Annotated in this window: 16 protein-coding genes and 1 tRNA gene; 4 read left to right on the top strand and 13 right to left on the bottom strand. The window is 71.7% G+C overall.

The genetic code is table 11. The annotated features are described in order from the left end of the window. Positions 1-22: 22 nt before the first annotated feature. Positions 23-1363, bottom strand: a complete 1341-nt coding sequence (locus IM767_RS13255; RefSeq protein ID WP_109210957.1) for an FAD-binding oxidoreductase — start codon at positions 1361-1363, stop codon at positions 23-25. A gap of 121 nt (positions 1364-1484) precedes the next feature. Between IM767_RS13255 and IM767_RS13250 the strand changes: the two genes are divergently transcribed. Continuing rightward, on the top strand, positions 1485-2474 hold the full coding sequence (locus tag IM767_RS13250) for an SDR family oxidoreductase (RefSeq protein ID WP_109210859.1): 990 nt from the start codon (positions 1485-1487) through the stop codon (positions 2472-2474). A gap of 11 nt (positions 2475-2485) precedes the next feature. On the opposite strand, the gene IM767_RS13245 is transcribed toward IM767_RS13250, so the two are convergent. Together IM767_RS13245 and IM767_RS13240 are read right to left on the bottom strand one after the other, a co-directional pair. Continuing rightward, on the bottom strand, positions 2486-3211 hold the full coding sequence (locus tag IM767_RS13245) for an ABC transporter ATP-binding protein (protein WP_109210956.1): 726 nt from the start codon (positions 3209-3211) through the stop codon (positions 2486-2488). 65 nt (positions 3212-3276) lie between these two features. Next, the gene (locus IM767_RS13240) at positions 3277-4761 is read right to left on the bottom strand and encodes an ABC transporter permease (protein ID WP_109210858.1); all 1485 of its coding nucleotides are present in this window, start codon (positions 4759-4761) and stop codon (positions 3277-3279) included. Between the two features lie 272 nt (positions 4762-5033). Here IM767_RS13240 and IM767_RS13235 point away from each other — a divergent pair, with 272 nt between their 5' ends. Further along, entirely contained in the window at positions 5034-5762 is a 729-nt protein-coding gene (locus IM767_RS13235) for a response regulator transcription factor (RefSeq protein WP_109210857.1), read from the top strand. Then, positions 5759-7351 (top strand): sensor histidine kinase, encoded by a 1593-nt coding sequence (locus IM767_RS13230; RefSeq protein WP_239453351.1) that lies wholly within the window; start codon positions 5759-5761, stop codon positions 7349-7351. The genes IM767_RS13235 and IM767_RS13230 overlap by 4 nt, the downstream gene beginning before the upstream one ends. 174 nt (positions 7352-7525) lie before the next feature. Here the strand turns inward: IM767_RS13230 and IM767_RS13225 are convergent, their stop codons facing one another. From IM767_RS13225 to IM767_RS13190, 8 genes are all read right to left on the bottom strand, one after another. Further along, positions 7526-9088 (bottom strand): FAD-dependent oxidoreductase, encoded by a 1563-nt coding sequence (locus IM767_RS13225; RefSeq protein ID WP_109210856.1) that lies wholly within the window; start codon positions 9086-9088, stop codon positions 7526-7528. A 4-nt stretch (positions 9089-9092) separates the two neighbouring features. Beyond that, entirely contained in the window at positions 9093-9647 is a 555-nt protein-coding gene (locus IM767_RS13220) for an MOSC domain-containing protein (RefSeq protein WP_109210855.1), read from the bottom strand. Continuing rightward, positions 9644-10615, bottom strand: a complete 972-nt coding sequence (locus IM767_RS13215; protein ID WP_109210854.1) for an FAD:protein FMN transferase — start codon at positions 10613-10615, stop codon at positions 9644-9646. Before IM767_RS13215 ends, IM767_RS13220 begins: the two co-directional genes overlap by 4 nt. Before the next feature lie 2 nt (positions 10616-10617). Continuing rightward, positions 10618-11094 (bottom strand): FMN-binding protein, encoded by a 477-nt coding sequence (locus IM767_RS13210; RefSeq protein WP_109210853.1) that lies wholly within the window; start codon positions 11092-11094, stop codon positions 10618-10620. 81 nt (positions 11095-11175) lie between these two features. Further along, the gene (locus IM767_RS13205) at positions 11176-13974 is read right to left on the bottom strand and encodes a cation-translocating P-type ATPase (RefSeq protein ID WP_109210852.1); all 2799 of its coding nucleotides are present in this window, start codon (positions 13972-13974) and stop codon (positions 11176-11178) included. A 57-nt stretch (positions 13975-14031) separates the two neighbouring features. Further along, positions 14032-15066 carry a ribose-phosphate diphosphokinase gene (locus IM767_RS13200; protein ID WP_109210851.1) on the bottom strand — a complete coding sequence of 345 codons (1035 nt, stop codon included), beginning with the start codon at positions 15064-15066 and terminating at the stop codon, positions 14032-14034. After that, a complete protein-coding gene (gene glmU, locus IM767_RS13195) occupies positions 15041-16513 on the bottom strand; it encodes a bifunctional UDP-N-acetylglucosamine diphosphorylase/glucosamine-1-phosphate N-acetyltransferase GlmU (protein WP_109210850.1) in 1473 nt (490 codons plus the stop codon). The genes IM767_RS13200 and glmU overlap by 26 nt, the downstream gene beginning before the upstream one ends. A gap of 1 nt (position 16514) precedes the next feature. Continuing rightward, positions 16515-16586: transfer RNA gene (locus IM767_RS13190), tRNA-Gln, on the bottom strand. A gap of 99 nt (positions 16587-16685) precedes the next feature. On the opposite strand from IM767_RS13190, the gene IM767_RS13185 reads away from it, so the two are divergent. Next, positions 16686-17189, top strand: coding sequence for a MarR family winged helix-turn-helix transcriptional regulator (locus IM767_RS13185; protein ID WP_109210849.1), 504 nt, complete (start codon positions 16686-16688; stop codon positions 17187-17189). Positions 17190-17312: 123 nt separating this feature from the next. Here IM767_RS13185 and IM767_RS13180 read toward each other — a convergent pair whose 3' ends face one another. Both IM767_RS13180 and IM767_RS13175 read right to left on the bottom strand, forming a co-directional pair. Then, positions 17313-19127, bottom strand: a complete 1815-nt coding sequence (locus tag IM767_RS13180; protein WP_109210848.1) for an ABC-F family ATP-binding cassette domain-containing protein — start codon at positions 19125-19127, stop codon at positions 17313-17315. Between the two features lie 74 nt (positions 19128-19201). Continuing rightward, positions 19202-20560: a GNAT family N-acetyltransferase gene (locus IM767_RS13175; RefSeq protein WP_109210847.1), complete on the bottom strand. Its 1359-nt coding sequence runs from the start codon at positions 20558-20560 to the stop codon at positions 19202-19204. Position 20561 lies beyond the last annotated feature (1 nt).

Below are 20561 nucleotides of genomic sequence, written 5' to 3'. Positions count from 1 at the left end.
CGCCGCGGGCAGGACTGTAGGGTCAGCCCGCCTGGCCGTTCGGAGCCGGCTTGACGTTGTGGTTGCGGCAGAACACGTTCCCCGGATCCCACTCGCGCTTGACCGCGGCAAGACGCTCCATCGTCGCCGGCGGGTACATCCGCTCGGCGAACTCCGCGTCGGCCGAGACGGAGAAGTTGCCGTAGACCCCGCAGCCCTTGGCCTCGATCGCCTCCCATGCCGCCAGCGCAGCTGCCCGCGCCGCGTCGTCGAGAAGGCCCGGCACGTCGAAGGCCCCGGCCATCGCGAACCAGGTCGCGGCGCGGCCGGGGAAGGCGGAATCGTCCTGCGCGACGTCGCCGTACGCCCCGCCGAGGGACCGCAGGAACGCGACCGACGCCGGGTTCTGCTCGCGGAACGTCACGATCCGTTCGATCGCGTCGTCGTCGAGCACGGTCAGCAGGGCATTGCCGCCGACGAAGCCCGGCATCGGCTGCTCGGGGTCGAACTCGGGCGCCTCGAGCAGCACGTCGGGATACTCCTGTACACCGAACTCGCGCTCTGCCACCCCTGGGGCGCCCGCCAGCGGGGCCAAGGCCCGACGTGCCGCGTCTTCGTCGGTGCCGATCCACACCGCGGTGATCGAGGCGCCGGCGGGGGCGCTGGGATCCATCGCCGGAACGTCCATGTAGGTGAGGGTGAGGTCGCGCGGGGCGCTCGCCATGAGGTCTCGCAACGCGCGGAGGATCGGGCGCGCGTCGCCCTCGATCCCGTACACCGCATGCACCACGCCGCCGAGGTGATGCGCCTCGAAGTCGAAGCGAGTGACCACCCCGAAGTTGCCGCCGCCGCCGCGCAGCGCCCACAGCAGCTCCGGGTGCGAGGCATCCGTCGCCTCCACGACCTCGCCGCGCACAGTGACGAGCTGGGCGCCGACGAGCTGGTCGGCGGCGAGCCCCCACGCGCGGACCATCCAGCCGATGCCGCCGCCGAGCGTGAGGCCGCCGACGCCCACCGACGCCGTGTCGCCGGAGCTGATGCCGAGGCCGCGTTCGGCGAGCGCGTGCGCGACGGCGCCCCACTGCGCTCCTCCGCCGATGCGCACCCTCGTGCCTTGGATCTGGATGTCGTCGAGGGCGGAGATGTCGAGTGTGAGGCCGCCCGGCACGCCGCCCCAGGCGCTGTGACCGCCCCCGCGGATCATGACGTCGAGGTGCTCGGCCGAGGCGTAGCGGAGGGCCCCGCGCACGTCGTCGACGGTGGCGGCGCGGATGACGGCGGCGGGCGTGCCGATGCCGGAGTGGAAGCGGCGGGCGGATTCCCACTCGGGGTCGCCCGGACGGATGACGGTGCCGACGGCACCGCTGCTGAGGTCGTTGCTCATGACCGACACGCTAGGGCGCTCCGCCGACATTGGCGAGAGGGCCCCGCCGCCATCGGCGGGAGGGGCCGCCACCGGCTCGGCGCGAGCCGTGACCGCCTGTGCGCGGCGTAGGCTCGCGAAGGTGACGAGCATCCTCTACATCGGCGGCACCGGAACCATCAGCGCGGCGTGCGTGCGCCGCTCCGTCTCACTGGGGCATCGGGTCGCGGTCCTCAACCGGGGCAGCGGGCGGCGGCCGCTGCCGCCGGAGGTCGAGCTCATCGAGGCCGACATCCGCGATGCGCGGGCGGTGCGGGCGGCTCTGGGCGACCGCCGCTTCGACGTCGTCGCCGAGTTCCTGGCGTTCACACCCGAGCACATCGCGACCGACCTCGACCTGTTCGAAGGCCGCACCGGCCAGTACGTCTTCATCAGCTCGGCATCCGCGTACGAGAAGCCGCCGCGCCGGCTCCCCGTCACCGAGTCGACGCCGCTGCGCAACCCGTTCTGGCAGTACTCCCGCGACAAGATCGCGTGCGAGGACGTCCTGGTCGGCGCCCACCGCGAGCGCGGACTGCCCGTGACGATCATCCGGCCGTCGCACACGTACGACGAGCGGATGCTGCCCACCCTGGGCCACTGGACCGACATCGCCCGCATGCGCGCGGGCAAGCCCGTGATCGTCCACGGCGACGGCACGAGCCTGTGGACGATCACGCACGCCGACGACTTCGCCGTCGCGTTCACCGGGCTGCTCGGCAATCCCGCCGCCATCGGAGAGGCCTTCACTATCACGGGCACCCACGCGCCCACCTGGAACCAGATCTACGGCTGGCTCGCGGATGCCGCCGGCGTCGCGTCGCCCGACCTCGTGCACGTCGCCTCCGACACCATCGCCGCGTTCGAGCCCGAGCTCGGGCCGACGCTCATCGGCGACAAGGCGCATTCGATGGTCTTCGACGTCTCGAAGGTGACACAGCTGGTGCCGGAGTTCCGCACGACCGTGACGTTCGACGAGGGCGCGCGGCGCATCCTCGCATATCACGACGCCGACCCCGCCGCGCAGGAGATCGACGAGGGCCGCGATGCGCTCTTCGATCGCATCGCGGCCCATGCCCGCTCGGCGGGCTGACGGCCGGACCGTCAGCGCGTGACGTCGCGCACGGTGCCCTTGTCCAGGCGCAGGCGACGCCGCGCGCGGCGCGCGACGGCCGAGTCGTGGGTCACGACGATGAGCGTGAGGCCGTCATCATTGAGCGTCTGCAGCACCGCGAGGATCTCGTCGCGCATGCTCTCGTCGAGGTTGCCCGTCGGCTCGTCGGCGAGGAGCACCCGTGGCCGTTTGACGATCGCCCGCGCGATCGCGACGCGCTGCTGCTGACCGCCCGACAGCTCGCCCGGCCGATGATCGGCGCGCTCGGCGAGACCCACGTGGGCGAGGGCCTCGGCGACCCGCGCGACCCGCTCGTCCTTCGACAGTCCGAGCGGCTCGAGCGCCATGTCGACGTTCTCGCGGGCGGTGAGGGTCGGGATGAGGTTGAAGCCCTGGAAGACGAAGCCGATCTCGTGCGCGCGGATGCGGCCGAGTTCGCGCCCCGTCGCGGTCGCGATGTCGATCTCGCCCAGGTGCACGGATCCGCTGCTGGGCCGATCGAGGGCGCCGAGGAGCTGCAGGAGCGTCGACTTGCCACCGCCGGTCGGCCCCTGGATCGTGACGAAGTCGCCGGCGTCGATGGTGAGGTCCACGCCTGCGAGCGCCTTCACGACCCGGCCCTTCTGGGTGTAGGTGCGAGTGACGCCTTCGAGTCGGTACTGCGCCCGGGGCGCGGCATCCGGATCCGTCGCCGGCTCGCTGTCGATCATGGTCATGCCGTGCTCTCCCGTCGGTGAGGTGGGTCGGGGTGCGGTGGGGATGAAGTCGGACACGGGATGCCTCAGCCGACCGATCGGAGGGCCTCGGCCGGGCTGAGCCGTGCCGCGCGCCAGCCGCCGAAGGCACCCGCGACGAGACCGCCGAGCACTGCGATGCCGACCGCCGCGAGGACGACCCACAGCGTGACCGGCGCGGTGAGGACGATGTCGCTGCCCGCGGACTGCATCATGGCGTCGCCGAAGGCGCCTCCACCGCCGCCCGTCGGGCCTCCCTGACCGCCGCCGGGTCCGAAACTCTCCGCCGACGGCGCCGTCGAGATCGTCGGCGAGATGAGGTTGATCAGGGCGATGCCGGCGAACCCGATGATGAGGCCTGCCGCTCCGCCGATCGCGCTCTGCGCGACGGACTCGCCGGCCACCTGGCCGACCACCCGCCCGTCGGACCAGCCGATGGCCTTCAGCGTGCCGAACTCGCGGGTGCGGCGGGAGACTCCCGAGATCGTGAACAGCACCGCGAGCACGAGTGCGACGGCGAGCACGATGAGCGAGAGCCAGGTGCCCAGGTTGGTGATCAGGGCCGAAGCGCTCGACAGCGATCCCGAGACCGTCGAGGCGAGGTCGGCCTGCGAGCTCACCGTGGCGTCCGGGAGCTCCTCCTGCAGCGCCGCCTGCACCGAGGCGATGGCGTCGGACGAGTCCGCCTGCACGTAGACGGTCGAGATGACCTCGCCGGCACCCGAGAGCTCCTGCGCGACGTCCAGCGGGACGTAGACGTTCGACGCGGTGTCGGCCTCGTCGGACGTCGAGGCGACGATGCCGACGACCTCGAACACCTGGCCGCCCACGTCGATCGTGTCGCCGACGCCGAGGTCGGCGCTCGTCGCGTAGGTCGCGTCGAGCGCCGCGACGTACTCGCCTTCGTCCGACGCCTGGAGCCCGCGTCCGTCCGAGACGGCGACCGCCGAGAGCGGACCGACGGCGTCCGCCGACGGGTCGATGCCCAGCACCGTGAACGAGTCGACGCCGAACGAGCCGCCGCCGAAGCCGCCGCCCCCGCCGACGTCGCCCTGCGCGGGCGGCTCGCCCGGCGTCGCCGTGCCGGACTCGCCGGTGTCGCCCTGCCGCTGCGGGAGTTCACCCGAGAAGGTCATGTTGGTGAGGCTGAGAGCGGCGGACGCCGCGCCCACGCCCTCGACGCCGGTCACGGTGTCGAGCGTGGCGGCGTCGAGGGTCGAGCGCATCGGCTCGGTCACGAGCCGCGACTGGCTGAGCTCGGTGGTGCCGTCGGCGGCGGTCGACCCGCCGTCCTCCCCGAAGTCGAAGCGCGCGGGGCCCCCTTCGCCCGGCTCGGCCTGTGCGCCGGTCACCGTGAGGTCGGTGCCGACACCGTACACCGACTCCAGCGCCTGCGCCTGGGCCGCGCTCACGCCCGCGGCGAGCGCGTTGACGATCATCACGAGCGCGATCGCGATCGCGAGGCCGGCGGCCACGATGATCGTCTGCTTCTTGCGGCCGGCCAGCTCCCGCCGCAGATAGGTCATGTACATGGGTCTCCTCCTGGCGGGCGCTGCGCCGGCCGTCGCTCAGACGCTAAGAAGCGCTCTCATGCGAAGCGCCGGAACGAGCTATGGAGACCGTATGAAACGGGATGCCGCGAGCCCCGGCATCCGTCCCCGTTCCTTCGAATCGCGCACACTGCCGTTCGTCAGCGGTCAGGACCGCGAAGTGAGCGATTCGGAATGGGCCGGAGCGCCGATTTCACAGCCCGCACATAGCGGGCTCCATAGGAAGCACATAGCAAGGCGTCCACAATGGACCCATGACGAACCCCGCACCCGCCCTGCTGCGTCCCGACGGCTCGAACCTCCGCGTTCTCGTGGTCGACGACGAGCAGATGCTCACCGACCTGCTGTCGATGGCGCTGCGCATGGAGGGCTGGGAGGTGCGCACCGCGGGGTCGGGCTTCGAGGCGCTGCAGTCGGCGCGCGAGTTCGAGCCCGACGCCATGGTGCTGGATGTGATGATGCCCGATCTCGACGGCATGGCGGTGCTGCAGCGGCTGCGCCAAGCCGGCGACGACGTGCCGGTGCTGTTCCTCACCGCGAAGGACGCCGTCAGCGACCGCGTCGCCGGGCTCACCGCGGGCGGCGACGACTACGTCACCAAGCCCTTCAGCCTCGAAGAGGTCGTCGCGCGGCTGCGCGGGCTCATGCGCCGGGCCGGCACCGCGCACGCCGCGGGCGCCGAGCCGATCCTCCGCGTCGGCGACCTCACCCTCAACGAGGACAGCCACGAGGTCGAGCGCTCCGGCACCGAGATCGACCTCACCGCGACGGAGTTCGAGCTGCTGCGCTACCTCATGCGCAACCAGCGCCGCGTCGTGTCGAAGGCGCAGATCCTCGACCGCGTGTGGAACTACGACTTCGGCGGCCGGTCGAGCGTCGTCGAGCTGTACATCTCGTACCTCCGCAAGAAGATCGACGCCGGCCACGAGCCCCTGATCCACACGGTGCGCGGCGTCGGCTACATGATCAAGGCTCCGCAATGACGGTAGAGAAGATGACGGATGCCGCGACCCGCGCGACCGCGCCGGGCGAGACGTCCGACGCCGCCGGGCCCGCGGACGCCACGAACGACGAGGAGCTCCCCCGGCGCGCGCCGTGGACGCTGCAGCGCAAGCTCATCGTCACCGTGGTCGGGATCACGTCGTTCATCATGGTGCTGGTCGCGGTCGCGACGAGCGCCATCCTCGGACAGGTCCTCGAAACCCAGCTCGACAACGAGGTGAAGGCCGCGCGCCAGAGCGTCGAGTTCTTGCGTGGTCCGATCGCCACAGGTCTCTCCGCCGAGCAGATCCTCCAGCAACAGCAGCCGGCGCGACCCGGGTACTTTCTCGCGGTCGAGTCCACCCCGGGCCGGCCGACGGCCGCGGTCGTCGACTCGGACGGCGACATCGTGGCTCTCACCGACGCGCAGATCAGCGGGATCGTCGCGAGCGTCGAAGAGCAGCGGGGTCAGCTCGTGGTGACGATCGACGACCTCGGCACCTACCGGATCGAACCGGTCGCACTCGGAAACGCGTACGCGATCGTCGGTCTGTCGCGAGCGGGGATCAGCGACACGCTCACCCGCATGCTGACGACCATCGGCCTGCTCACCGCGGGTGGTCTGATCCTGCTGGCCGTCGCGACCGCGTGGACGATCCGCCGCGGGCTCGCACCGCTGCGTGCCGTGGCCGACACCGCGGCCCGCGTGTCTGCCCAGCAGCTCGCCCAGGGCGAGGTCTCGATCGCCGAGCGCGTCCCGGTGCGCGAGTCGGACCCGCGCACCGAGGTCGGCCGTGTGGGCGCCGCGCTCAACACACTGCTGGACCACGTGGACGAGTCGCTCAGCGCCCGCCAGCGCAACGAGGAGCGCATGCGCGCCTTCGTCGCCGACGCCAGCCACGAGCTGCGCACCCCGCTCGCGTCGATCCGCGGGTACTCCGAGCTCTCGCTCAAGGCGCTCGGGCGCGCGCCCCGTGAGGCACGCGGACCGGAGGCCATGACACTGGAGACGACCGAGGCATCGCTCGAGCGCATCCAGGCGCAGTCGCTGCGCATGACCTCGCTCGTCGAGGATCTGCTGCTGCTCGCAAGGCTCGACGAGGGGCAGGAGCTCGTCTACGGCACCGTCGACCTGACGCGCCTGGCGATCGACGCGGTCGGCGACGTCACACCCACCGGCCCCGACCACGAGTGGGTGCTCGAGGTCGGCGACGAGCCGGTGCTCATCGCCGGCGATGCCGGGCGCCTGCACCAGGTGGCGGCGAACCTCCTCGCCAACGCGCGCACGCACACCCCGGCCGGCACGACGGTCACGGTCAGCGTCACCCGCAACGGCCGCGACGCGGTGCTGCGCGTGCACGACGACGGCCCCGGCATAGATCCGGCGATCACGGACGAGCTCTTCGAGCGCTTCTCGCGCGGCGACCGCTCGCGCGCGCGTCAGACCGGCGGCACCGGCCTCGGCCTCTCGATCGCCCGAGCCATCGTCGATGCCCACGGCGGCAGCATCCGTGTCACGAGCGCACCGGGAGACACCACCTTCGAGGTGCGCCTCCCCGCCCGTCCGGCCGACCCGGTCACCCCCGCCTGACCACCCGTCACCTTCTCCGCGAGAGTACTGCTGGTCGACGAGGGGGCGGGAACCAACCCGGATCTCGGCGACCAGCTGTACTCTCGCGGGCTTCATCGGGCTTCATCGGGCCACGGGCCGCGGGCCGTGGGCGGACGGAGCGCACGTGCCGCGGGCGCGGCGGAGCACACGGGCTCAGTAGCCGCTGAAGGCGTCGGTGGTGATCGAGCGGGCGCGCTCCAGCGCCGGCGCGAGCTCGGCGATGAGGCCGGCAGGCCCCGAGATGTACGCGTGGCGCGAGCCGATGTCGGGCACGACGCGCAGGAGGCCGTCCGCATCCAGGCGCACGCCCCGCGCCCACTGCCAGTGCTCCGGCAGATGGGCAGGGCGGTCGCGCGTGAAGACGACGACGTGGGCGCCGGACGCCTCGATCTCGTCGCGGAACGCCAGCTCCGAGGCATCCGACGCCACGTAGACCAGCACGATGTCGCGATCCAGCCCCGCCGCCCGGACGTGCCGCAGCTGCGACACGAACGGCGTCACGCCGATGCCGGCGGCAACCATCAGGATCGGAGCGGCGTCGCGCTTGGGCAGCAGGAAGTCGCCCCACACGCCCGTGATGGCCAGGTCGTCGCCGGGCGCGACCTGCGCCAGCGCCTTCTTGTACGAGCTCAGCGGCTTCGTGCTCTTGCCGTCCTTGAACGCCACCTTGAGCAGCGGCAGATCCTCGGGGGCGGAGGCGATGCTGAACTCGCGCCGCGTCCCGCGGGCGTCGGGGTGCCGGTGCGGCACCTCGAGCTCCAGGTACTGACCCGGCAGGAATGCGAGGCGGTCGTGCACGCGGAAGGTCAGCTCCTCGACCGTCGGCGTGGGTTCGGCGCGCGACACGAGCGTCAGCCGCACCGCCGTGCGCACGGCGAACGCGAAAGCGATGAGGTTGCCCACCAGTAGCGCGCGCTCCTGACCGAGGGTGATGTCGCCGATCGGCAGCGGCCAGCCCGCCAGCACGCCGACGACGGCCGCGACGGTGAGCTGCTGCCAGCGGCGCGGGGGCAGCGTGAGCGGCTCCGACAGCATGAAGGCGCCGAGGAACAGGAACGGCGAGGACCACAGGATGGGCCACAGCATGTCGAGGACCTCGACCTCGAGCCCGGCCGCCTGATACTGCGCCGCCGTGCGGAAGACGGCGACGCCGACGGCGATGACGAGGAACACCGCCACCACCCGCAGCTTCTCGGTGCGCACGAGCACCGCGAGGCCGAGCACGATGACCGGCGCGGCGAGCGCCGGCGTGCCCACCCACCACGCCGACGACCCGAGTCCCGGCCACACCAGGCTGAGCAGCGTGACGACCGTCGCACCGACGGCGGCGGGGTTGAAGATGTGGCGGCCGCGCCAGGCGAGCACGTACTTCGACAGCGATGCGACGGCCGCAGCGAGTGCGATCCCCGCGAGGCCGACGAGGTCGAGGGTCGGTCGCAGGACGAAGAGCAGGATGTGCGCGGTGATGAGCGAGGATTCCAGGCGCCAGGGCAGGTGCATCACCCGCTGGGCCGCGGCATCCACCCCCACGCAGACGGCGGCCAGCACCAGGAGGGTGACGACCAGCTCCAGCGGACCCGGGCCGACGAGGCCGAAGAACGACAGCAGCAGCGCGACGACGGCTAGCGCGGCGAGCGCCAGGTAGACGAGGCGGTACATCGACATGCGGCCGAGCACCGCGAAGACGCGGTTCCATACAGCGGTGAGGGTGCCCATCGGATCACACCGGCTGCAGGGGCTCGGGAGTGCCCGCAGGCAGAATGACGCGGATGCCGTCACCCGGGCGGACGACGCCGCCGCGCAGGACGACCGACATGACGCCCGCCAGGCGCACGGTGTCGCCCGCCTCGTCGACGTAGACCAGCTCCTTCATGAGTCCTTCCGAGATGCCGTTGATCTGCGCGCAGGGATTGCGCAGGCCCGTGATCTCGACCACGGCCTCGTCCCCGACCTCGAGTCGGGCTCCTCGCGGCAGGGCGAGCAGATCGATGCCGGAGGTCGTGATGTTCTCGCCGAGGGCGCCGGGGGCCACCTCGTGGCCGCGGGCGGCGACGTCGTCGAAGAGCTCGGCATGGATCAGGTGCACCTGGCGCAGGTTCGGCGTCGTGGGGTCGCGCCGGATGCGGGAGAGGTGCTGGACGGTGGCGCCGGCGTGCGCATCGCCCTCGACGCCGAGGCCGGCGATCAGGGTGATGCTCTCGCGCGTCGGCTTGCTGAAGCGATGCGCGTCGTCACGGGCGACCGCGACGACGTGTCCGGGGAGGGGCTCGGTCACCGTTCCAGGCTATTCGGTCGAGGACCCGCCACGGTCCGCGGGCCGCCGGTCGGTCGCGAAGCCGGTGCGGTGCGGGCGCCGGCATCGGTTCGCACGAACAGATCGGCGTGACATCCCGGCGACCACTCGACGCGGCCGTCCGTGGTCATGCGCACCCACTCGACTCCCCACTGGTGGGCGAGGCGCGGCCCGCCGTCGAAGAACAGCGCCGTGGCGATCGCGTCGGCCATCATCGCCTCCGGCGCGACGGCCCAGGTCGCCGCGATCGTGCGCACCGGCTGCCCGGTGCGGGCGTCGAGCACGTGATGCAGCGTCTCCCCCGTCGCCGACGGCCATGCGCGCCGGTTGACGGCGGAGGCGCAGAGCGCGGCATCCGTCACCTCCCACACCCCGATGGCGCGGCGGGCGTCGTACGGATGCTCCAGCCCGATGCGCTGCGGACGCCCTCGGACCGCGAGGTCGCCGCTCGCGTCGACCGTCACGTCGCCGTCCACGGAGCTGCCGACGATCTCGAGCACGAGGTCGACGAGCCGGCCCTTCCCGAGCGCACCGACGTCGACGGTGGCGAGCTCGCGCAGGGCGAGGCGACCGTCGCGCCAGCTCAGGCGCTCGATCCAGTCGCCGGGGGCCGGAACGGGCCGGCCGCTGCGCAACGAGTAGTCCACGCCGTAGCCGAGCGCGTCGAGCGAGTCGCCCACGAGCGGGTTGACCGCTCCCCCGGTCGCTGCCGAGAGTGCGGCGAGAGCGTCGAGCATGGCGACGGCGTCCACGGGCGCGGCGATCGAGCCGCCCCCGCGCGCGAGCGCGCTCACCGCGGAGTCGGTCCGGAACCGCGACCAGTCCCGGTCGAACGCATCGATCCGGGCCGTCACCGTGGCGCGGACCGGCGCGGGCAGGGGTCGCTCGGTGACGACCTCCCAGCCCGTGCCGATCGCGTCGAAGCGCCACGACGCCGCGGCGGCGGTCATATCTAGCCCGCGGCCTCGGTCTTGATCGACTCGATCGCCTCGTTGAAGCCGTTGCTGGTGAGCGACGAGCCGGCGACGCGGCTGACCTGGATGTCGTCGATGTCCTCACCGACGACGACGTCGGCGATGCCGCCGATGAACTGGCCCTGGTACTGCTCCGACTCGCGCTTCTGCGGGTCTCCGGTCACCTCGACATCGGTGATCACGTCGTCGGCGAGGGTCACCGTGACGGTGATCTTCTCGACCGACTCGGGCGTCGCGTACGACCCCTCGGCGGTGTAGGTGCCGTCGGCGTACGAGCCCGACCCGGAGCCCGCCGAGCCCGAGTCGGTGGACTCGGAGGTCTCCGCGTCGGTGGTCGTCGGCTCTTCGGCCTCGGATGCGGTGGGCGCACATCCGGCGAGGAGCGCGATGCCGGCGGCGGCGGAGAGCGCCGCGCCGGCGCGGACAGGGCGGGAAGCGAGTGCGGTGCGGATCATGACGGTCCTCCTGGCTCGGGTCTGGCTCGTGTGAATGGTGCGCGACGCGGTCTGCGTCGCTCACGATCCTGTCAACCGGTCCTATGAGCCGCCTTTGAGCGAGCCCGCCGCGAGCGATGAGGAGGACCGCGCCCGCAGCACCGCCTTCAGCGCCTCGACCGCCAGGAAGATGCCGATCGACGCGCCGATCGGGACGATCCAGTCTGCGGGGGCCAGCGGTCGTGAGTCGAAGAGCACGTTCATGAAGGGAACGTAGGTGTAGACGAGCTGCAGCACGACGAGCGCGAGCGCCGACAACCACACGGCCCGGTTGCCGCGCAGCACGTCGAGGGTGAGGCTCGAGCGGGTGAGGAAGCGGCAGTTGAGCAGATAAGCGAGCTGTCCGAGCGCGAGCATGAGGACGGCCTCGGTGCGGGCGACCTCGATGTCGACACCGGTCGCCACCACACCGTAGAAGACGCCCATGGTGGCGCCGCCGATGAGGAGCGATACGACGAGGATGAATCCGAGCTCGCCGCGGTTGATGATCGGGCCGCCCGTAGCCCGCGGCGGCCGTCGCATGATGCCCCGCTCCGCCGGCTCGTAGGCGAGTGCGAGCGAGAGGGTGACGGCCGTGATCATGTTGACCCACAGCACCTGCACGCTCGTCACCGGCAGCGCCAGTCCGAACACCACCGCGACCAGGATGACGAGCGACTGCGCGCCGTTCGTAGGCAGGAGGAAGACCACGGATTTGCGGAGGTTGTCGTAGATGCGCCGCCCTTCGGCGATCGCGCTGCGGATCGTCGCGAAATTGTCGTCCGCGAGGACGAACTCGGCGGCCTCCTTGGTGGCCTCGGTGCCCTTGATGCCCATCGCGATGCCGACGTCGGCGCGCGTCAGCGCGGGTGCGTCGTTCACCCCGTCCCCGGTCATCGCGACGACCTCGCCGTGGGACTGCAGCGCCCGCACGATGCGGATCTTGTGCTCGGGGCTGGTGCGCGCATATACGTCGACGTCGCGCACCACCTCGCGCAGCTGCTCCTGGCTGAGAGCCTCGAGCTCGGCGCCCGTCAGCACGTCCGCGTCGGCGCCCGCCAGGCCCATCTCGTTCGCGATCGCGAGCGCTGTACCGGCGTGATCGCCCGTGATCATCTTCACGCGGATGCCGGCGGCGTGGCAGTCGGCGATCGCCTCGACGGCCTCAGGCCGGGGCGGGTCGACGATGCCCCATAGGCCCAGGAACTCGAGGTCGACCAGGTCGTCGAGGGCGAACTCGTCGGTCGTGGCCCGCACGGGCTTGCGGGCCGCGGCCAGCACTCGCAGCCCTTGACCGCTGAGGCGCGCGATCGCCTGCTCCCAGCGCGCCAGATCGAGGGGCTCGGCGCCGTCCGCCCCGCGCTGGGTGAGCGAGCGCTCCAGCAGCCGGTCGGGAGCGCCCTTCACCAGGATGGCGCGTGAGACCTCCCCCGAAGCGCCGCCCGATCGCGCACCCTCGTTGAGGGTCGCCATCAGCTTGTTGGCCGAGTCGAAGGGGATCACCGCGACGCGGCGTCCGCCGGCACTCCCGACGCCGCCCTTCATCGCCACGACCTTCAGCGCGCCCTCGGTCGGCTCGCCCACGAGGGTCCACGCGCCGTCGTCGCCGCGCACGATGTGCGCGTCGTTGCACAAGGTGGCGATCGCGAGGATGGCTGCCAGGTCGCCACGGTCGGCCGACGGTGAGTCGGCCGCGGTGGTCTCCGCCGTCGCGGCTTCGCCGACGCGGACGATCTCGCCCTCGGGGACGTAGCCGAGGCCGGTGACGTCGTACTCCGCCAGCGGGGTGACGATGTGGCGCACCGTCATCTCGTTGCGGGTCAGCGTGCCGGTCTTGTCGGAGCACACCGTGGTGACCGAGCCCAGTGCCTCCACGGCGGGGAGCTTGCGGGTGATGGCGTTGTGACGTGCCATCTGCTGCACGCCGATCGCGAGCGTGATCGTCACGAGCGCGGGAAGGCCCTCCGGGATCGCCGCCACCGCGAACCCGACGGCCGCCGAGATGATCTCGTCGAACGGCATCCCGTGCAGGAAGCGCCCGATCATCAGCATGACCGCCGCCATGCCCAGGATGACCACGGTGAGCACACGTCCGAAGCTGTCGAGCTGCCTGGTGAGCGGCGTCGCCAGCGCGTCGGCTTCGTCGGCCAGGCTCTGGATGCGTCCGAGCTCGGTGTCGGTGGCGGTCGCGGTCACGACGCCGCGTCCCTGTCCGGCGCTCACGATCGTGCCCGAGAAGGCCATCGATCCGCGGTCGCCGACACCCGCCTCCGCTGCGACGGGATCGGTCGTCTTCGACGACGGCACGGACTCCCCCGTGAGCGCCGCCTCGTCGATGCGCAGCTGGAACGACTGCAGCAGCCGCAGGTCGGCGGGGACCTTGTCTCCGGGCATGAGCCGCACGACGTCGCCGGGCACCAGATCGGCTGCCGTGACGGTGACCCAGCCGCCGTCGCGGCGCACGCTGGCGTCCGCCGAGATCATCCCCCGGATTCCGGCCAGGGCCTTCTCGGCCCGCCCCTCCTGGATGTAGCCGATCACCGCGTTGATGATCGCGACGACCATGATGACCCAGAAGTCCAGCCAGTCGCCCATGAGCGCCTTGATCACGGCGGCGCCGAGCAGGATGTAGATCAGCGTGTCGTTGAAGTGCGAGAGGAAGCGCAGCACCGCGGGCTTGCGCGCGGGCTCCGGCAGCCGGTTCGGACCGGCGATCTCCAGTCGCGCCGCCGCGTCATCGGCGCGCAGTCCGCCCGCGTCGGCCTCGAGGTGAGCCAGCACGTCGTCGACCGGCAGTGCCCAGGGGCGGGCGACGGTCAGCCGCGCCTCCGTCAGCGGTGCGGGGCTCAGCGGCTGCGTCATGGATGTCTCGTCCTTCCGTCGCCGCCGCGGAGCCGGTGTCTCGACCCGGTGCCGGCGTCAGGCGGCGCCGTCGAACATGCTGGTGACGGAGCCGTCCTCGAACACTTCGTGGATCGCACGCGCGAGCAACGGTGCGATAGGCAGAATCGTAAGGGTCGAGAAGCGCTTCTCGGCAGGGATCGGCACCGTGTCGGTCACCACCACCTCGTCGATCGCCGGACTCTGCAGGCGGGTGGCGGCCGGGTCGCTGAAGATCGCGTGCGTGGCGGCGACGATGACCTTGACGGCGCCGTTGGCCTTGAGCGCCTCGGCCGCCTTGACGATCGTGCCGCCGGTGTCGATCATGTCGTCGACGAGGAGGCACACGCGTCCGTCGACGGCGCCGACGATTTCGTTGACGGTGACCTGGTTGGCGACGTTGGGGTCGCGGCGCTTGTGGATGATCGCCAGCGGCGCCCCGAGGCTGTCGGACCACTGGTCGGCGACGCGCACGCGGCCCGTGTCGGGCGAGACGACCGTCAGTCGCTCGCGGTCGGCGTCGCTGAGGGTGTTCTCGAAGTACTCCAGCAGCACCGGCTTCGCGAACAGGTGGTCGACGGGCCCGTCGAAGAAGCCCTGGATCTGCGCGGCGTGCAGGTCGACGCTCATGACGCGGTCGGCGCCCGCCGTCTTGAACAGATCAGCGACCAGGCGCGCGCTGATCGGCTCGCGGCCGCGTCCTTTCTTGTCCTGACGCGAGTACGGGAAGTACGGCGCGACCACCGTGATGCGCTTGGCCGACGCGCGCTTGGCGGCGTCGAGCATGATGAGGGTCTCCATCATCCACTCGTTGACCGGCGGCCCGAAGCTCTGGATGAGGAACAGGTCGCAGCCGCGGATCGAGACCTCGAAGCGCGTGAGGATCTCGCCCGACGCGAACGTGCGGTACTCGGTGGGGACGAGTTCCGTGCTCAGCTGCGCGGCGACCTCGGCCGCGAGCTCGGGGTGGGAGCTTCCCCGTGCGACCACGAGGCGCTTCTTCGTCTTCGCGACGAGTCCCGGGGCGATGTCGTTCGCCCGGTCGAGCTCAACGGTCTTCTTCTTGCGCGCCATCGTCCGCCTTCTGTGCGCTGCGGGCCTTGGCTGCGACATCCGCCGCCCCGGTTCCCGGCCTGTTCTTCTCGACCCAACCCTCGACGTTGCGCTGAGGGGCGACGCTGAGAGCGAGGGCACCGGCGGGCACATCCTTGCGGATGACCGCCCCTGCCCCGGTCTTCGCGCCGTCTCCGATCCTAACGGGCGCCACGAAGACGTTGTGCGAGCCGGAGTGCACCTCGTCGCCGATCTCGGTGCGGTGCTTGGCGATGTCGTCGTAGTTCGCGGTGATCGCGCCCGCTCCGAGATTGACATGCCTGCCGATCGTCGTGTCGCCGATGTACGACAGGTGCGGCACCTTGCTGCCCTCGCCGATGGTGGAGTTCTTCGTCTCGACGAAGGTGCCGATCTTGCCGTTGTCGCCGAGGTACGTGCCGGGGCGGATGTAGGCGAAGGGGCCGACGGTTGCGCGGGCGCCGATGACGGCGAGGGTCGCATCGGTGCGGGTGACGGTGGCGTCCTCCCCCACCTCGCAGTCCACGAGGCTGGTGTCGGGGCCGACGATCGCGCCCGAGGCGATCACGGTGGCGCGCAGGATGTGCGTGTTCGGCAGCACCGTCACGTCGGGGGCGAGCTTCGCGTCGACGTCGATCCACGTGGTGGCGGGGTCGAGGATCGTGGCGCCCTCCAGCTGCCAGCGCCGGACGGTCCGCGCGTTGAGCACGCGGGCGGCCTCCGCCAGCTGGACGCGGTCGTTGACGCCGAGGGCGGCCGCGGCATCCGGAGCCGACTGGGCGGCGACGGCGAACCCGTCGCCGCGCAGCAGCGCGACCACGTCGGTGAGGTACTTCTCGCCCTGCGCGTTGGCGGTGCCCACGAGTGCCAGCTCGGTGCGCAGCGCCGTCGCCTGGAACACGTAGACGCCGGCGTTGATCTCGGTGACGGATGCCTCGTCCGCCGTGGCATCCTTCTGCTCGACGATGCGCGACACGGTGCCGTCCGCGTCGCGGATCACGCGGCCGTACCCGGTGGCGTCGTCGACCGAGGCGCTCAGGAGCGTCGCCGCGACGGCGCCGTGGCGGTGGGTGGCCACGAGGGTGGCGAGCGTATCGGCCTCCAGGAGCGGCACGTCGGCGCTCAGCACCAGCACGTCCCCGGCGAAGTCCTCGAGCGCATCGAGGGCGACCTCGACGGCGCGTCCGGTGCCGGGGATGTCGTCCTGGTCGACGACGACCGCTGCGGGGACCGCGCTGCTCACCGCGTCGGCGACGAGGTCGCGCTCGTGCCGCACGACCACCACCAGGCGGTCCGGCTCGAGGGCGAGGGCGGTGTCGAGCACGTGCCCGACGAGGGGGCGGCCGCCGATGCGGTGCAGCACCTTGGGCAGCGTCGACTTCATGCGGGTGCCCTGGCCGGCAGCGAGGACGATGACGGCCAGTGCGTTGTCGCGGGGGGTGTCGGTCATGCTCCGCCGCCAGGACTCGAACCTAGACCTCACAGCTCCAAAGGCTGTCGTGCTGCCATTACACCACGGCGGACCGCGACGATTCCGGGTGCCGGGCGCCGCCCGACAAGTCTGCCAGACCGCGCACCTGTCGCTGAGCTCGTCGAAGCGGCTGGCTCGGGATAATGGGGGCATGACGGCGCAGAGCGACGAGGTGGACCGCATCGTCGAGGCGTGGACCACGCAGCGCCCCGACCTCGACTTCTCTCCCCTCGGCGTGCTGTCGCGGGTCGACCGCCTCTCGCGGCACCTCGACCGCGCGCGGCGCGACGCGTTCAAGCGCAGCGAGCTGGAGCCGTGGGAGTGGGACGTGCTGTCGGCGCTGCGGCGCGCGGGCGAGCCGTTCCAGCTGAGCCCCAAGCAGCTGCTGCTGCAGACGCTCGTCTCGAGCGGCACGATGACCAACCGCATCGACCGCCTGGTGGGGCGTCGCCTGGTGCGCCGCGAAGCGGATCCCGACGACGGCCGCAGCGTGCTGGTCACCCTCACCGATGAAGGACGGATCCGCGTGGATGCCGCCATCACGCGACTCGTCGACGCCGAAGCGCTCCTCCTCGACAGCCTCTCGCGCGCCGACCGCGAGCGACTGGCCGCCCTGCTGCGCAAGCTCAGTCTGGGGTTCGACTCGGCCGACTGAGCGCGGACCGGCGCGACCGCGAGGTGGCGGGCACGGCAGTGCGCACTCCGGAGGACCTGCCAGCACGCCGCTGACTCGTCGAGGATGCCGTGGACACCGCCGAAGCTCGAGGAGTTCGGGCTATCAGCCGATCTGCTCGGTGACCTCGAACCAGCGCTCCTCGACGCCGTCGCGCTCCTTCTCGAGCTCGCCGATGCGCGCCATCTCGGCGCCGAGGCCGACGTAGTCCGACTGGTCGTGGTCGGCCAGCGCGGTGCGCGCGGCGGCGATCTGCCCCTCGAGCTTCTCGAGGCGGCGCTCGAGCGCGGCGACCTCCTTCTGCGCGGCGCGCAGCTCCTGCCCCGACAGCGCCGACGCCGGGGACGGGACGGATGCCGCGGCCGCGGCATCCGTCGCCTTCGAGGTTGCGGCAGGCGCCGACTTCTCGCGCTCGCGCAGACGCAGGTACTCGTCGACGCCGCCCGGAAGATGACGCAGGTGGCCGCCGAGGATCGCGTACTGCTGGTCGGTGACGCGCTCGATGAAGTACCGGTCGTGCGAGACGACCAGGAGCGTGCCGGGCCACGAGTCCAGGAGATCCTCGATGGCGGCGAGCATGTCGGTGTCGAGGTCGTTGGTCGGCTCGTCGAGGATCAGCACGTTCGGCTGCTCGAGGAGGATCAGCAGGAGCTGCAGCCGGCGCTTCTGGCCGCCCGAGAGATCCTTGACCGGCGTGGAGAGCTGCGCGCTCTGGAACCCCATGCTCTCCAGCAGCTGGCCGGGGGTGAGCTCCTGCGCCTTGGATCCGCTGCCGAAGGTGTACGTCGTGCGCAGCCGCGAGATGACGACGCGCACGGGGTCGTCGAGGTGCTCCTCGAGCTCGTCGAGCCGCTGCGTGAGGGTGGCGACCTTCACGGTCTTGCCGCGCTTGACACGCCCCGCGGTCGGCTCGACATCACCGGCCACCAGACCGAGCAGGGTCGACTTGCCCGCGCCGTTGACGCCGAGGATCCCGGTGCGCTCGCCGGGGGCGATGCGCCACTCGACGGGATGCAGCACCTCGCGCCCGTCGTAGGAGACCGCGGCGTCGAGGAGGTCGACGACGTCCTTGCCCAGGCGCGACACCGCGAGCGAGCGCAGCTCGGTGGCGTCGCGGATCTCGGGCACGTCGGCGATGAGCACGTTGGCGGCGTCGATGCGGAACTTCGGCTTCGACGTGCGCGCGGGCGCGCCGCGACGCAGCCACGCGAGCTCTTTGCGAGCGAGGTTCTGGCGGCGCTGCTCGATGACGGCAGCCTGCCGGTCGCGCTCCACGCGCTGGAGGATGTAGGCCGCGTAGCCGCCCTCGAAGGGCTCGACGATGCGGTCGTGCACCTCCCACGTCGTGTTGCACACCTCGTCGAGGAACCACCGGTCGTGGGTCACGACGAGGAGGCCTCCCTGATTCGCCGGCCAGCGTCGCTTGATGTGCTCGGCGAGCCAGGCGATGGCCTCCACATCGAGGTGGTTGGTCGGCTCGTCGAGGAAGATCACGTCGTGATCGCCGACGAGGAGCGCCGCGAGCGACACCCGCCGGCGCTGGCCGCCCGAGAGTCCGGCGATGGGTCCGTCCCATGAGAGGTCGCCGAGCAGTCCCGCGATGACGTCGCGCGTGCGGGCATCGCCGGCCCATTCGTGGTCCGGGCGATCGCCGACGACGGCCTCGCGCACCGTGAGCGCGTCGTCGAGGGTGTCGGCCTGGTCGAGCACGCCGACGCGCACTCCCCCGCGCACGGTCACCCGGCCGCCGTCCGGTTCGAGCCGGCCGGCGAGCATCGCCAGCAGGCTCGACTTGCCGTCGCCGTTGCGTCCGACCACGCCGATGCGGTCGCCCTCGTCGATGCCCAGCGACACGCGGTCGAAGACCACTTTCGTCGGGAACTCCAGGTGCAGGGCCTCGGCCCCCAGAAGATGTGCCATGTCCCCTCAAGGCTAGGCGACGCCGGCGGCGCGCAAGGCGCCAGCGACGTCGGCTCGGCCGAGGAGGTCGACCGTCAGTACCAGATGCTCAGCCGCGGCGCCGTGTGCCAGCCGAGCACGGCGGTCGCCTTCGCCACGTCGCCAGGCTCCGTCGGCGTCACCGTCACGCGCCCGGCTGCGGTGAGGGTCGCGAGCGACACCCCGCCGAGGTAGACGGCCGACAGCTCGGTGATCCCGAGCGCGACGGCGATGCCCTCCGCCGTCTCACCCTCTGCGAGGCGCCGTACGGTGCCGGCCCCGTCGGCGTCGACCGTCAGCACGTACCGGCCGGCGGCGAGCCCCAGCGGGTCGGCGACGTCGAGCACGAGCGTGCCCTGCGCTGCGTAGCGGCGGGCCTCGAGGGCGGTGGCGACATCGAGGATGCGGACGTACTGGTGATCGCGCACGGTCGTCTTGGCCGCCCGTCGGTCGGCGATCATCCACAGCACCGGTTCGTCGACCGAGAGCTCCCCGGCGTGAACGGAAGCGACGAGGTCGAGCTCGAGGAGGAACCGCCACAGCGCCGCGTACGCGTGGTCGGTCTCGGCCAGGAGGTAGTGGACGTTCACCGTGGCCTTGGTGAAGTCGTCGTGGTTCTCGCGCACCGTGTACACCGCCGCGCCGCGGACCTCGCCGGCAGCGTCGGAGTACTGCACCGCGCGCTTCTCGGTCGCCTTCTCGGCACCCGGCCACACCCCGGCGATGTTGTCCCACTGGCTGCTCTGCACGTCGATCTCTCCCGGCGCGCGGTGGCGCACCCGTTCGTGCAGGACCGGCAGCACCTCGCGCACGCGCTCGCGGCCGACGAAGTCGACGCGCCCTTCGGGGCGCGGCCCGGTCCACACCGCGCGCCTGGTCTCGATCTCGAACGACGCCGCCGGGGCGGCCGAGGCGAACCCGTACCGGCCGTAGAGCTGGGACTCGCTCACCGTGAGCATCGCCATCGGGATGCCGGCGGCCCGCGCCGCGCGCAGCTCGCCCTCGAGCATGGCCCGGGCGACGCCCCGGCGGCGGTGCGTCGGGGCCACGGTGACCGCCGAGATCGCACACGACGGGATCGTCGCTGCTCCGGGCACGGTGAGCTCCCCCAGCCACGACGCGATCGTCGCGACCGGAGCGTCAACCGGCGCCGCCGGGTCGTACACGCCGGTGAGCCTGCGGTAGCCGCTGCGCTCGCGCGATGCGGCGATCTGCTCGTCGGTGCGCTCGCCGTCCTGGAACCCGCGGGCGACGGACTGCAGCCAGCCGACGTACTCGTCGCCGTCGACCGCGACGCGACGGTACTCCAGGCCGTTCTCGGCGAGTCGGGCGGCCGACTCCTGGTCGACCTCGCCTTCGCGGAAGGCCTCGCGTGCGGTCTCGTCCGCGGCGACTGCGGGAGCGATCGTGTTCATG

The organism is Microbacterium ureisolvens, assembly GCF_015278315.1.
GTDB lineage: Bacteria > Actinomycetota > Actinomycetes > Actinomycetales > Microbacteriaceae > Microbacterium > Microbacterium ureisolvens.
Note: the sequence above shows the minus strand (reverse complement) of the source record. Positions and strands in the feature narration are given on the sequence as shown.